The 674-nt window shown below is 56.7% G+C and carries 1 protein-coding gene; it reads left to right on the top strand.

Going from position 1 to position 674, the window contains the following annotated elements:
- Positions 1 to 26 precede the first annotated feature (26 nt).
- Positions 27 to 674: 3'-5' exonuclease (locus tag GOB85_RS19540; RefSeq protein WP_338421825.1), on the top strand; the 648-nt coding region annotated here is incomplete at its 3' end.

The following is a 674-nucleotide window of genomic DNA, read 5'->3' as shown; positions in this document are numbered from 1 at the left end:
GGCTTTACTCAAACGATCAATTTAAAGTGCGTAGGTGTTGCCAACGACGATTACATGAACGGCCACTTTCCAGATTATATCGTCCAATAGCCGACCTTCCGCTCTCCCCCCCAAAAGCGACCTGGAAAGTATTTTTTTGTCGAAAAATTGCATTCCACATAAATTCCTGGCGCGGCGCGAAAGTCGGATTTCTCCGCAATTTCTCAAGAGAATTCCCGAACGCGAAGACATTCAAGCTGGAGGAAAATTTCCGATCCACCAGCCATATTCTCGACGCGTCGAACGCCGTGATCTCGTTTGATCCGTCCCGGATCGAGAAGACGCTGTTTACCCGTCGGGGTGAGGGGCTGCCGATCGAAGTGCTGGGGTTTTCCTACGCCAGCGAGGAGGCTGAGGCGATTGCCCGCGAGATCGGCCGCCGTGCGGCTGCAGGCGCAGCCTGGCACGACATGGCGATCATTTACCGTCAGAACAGACTGTCACGGGCACTGGAGGAAGCGCTGCTGCATGCGCGCGTCCCTTATGAGATCGTCGGCGATGTCGGTTTCTATCAGCGAACAGCTGTCAAGGACGCCCTGGCGCTCCTGACCCTTTCCTCGTGGCCGGATGAGCGCCAGTCCGATGAGGCCTTTCGTCGGGTTGCCAACAAGCCTGCCCGGGGTCTCGGAGCGAAG

The sequence above is a fragment of the Acetobacter fallax genome (assembly GCF_011516735.1).
GTDB lineage: Bacteria > Pseudomonadota > Alphaproteobacteria > Acetobacterales > Acetobacteraceae > Acetobacter > Acetobacter fallax.
This window is presented reverse-complemented; position numbering and strand designations above follow the sequence as displayed.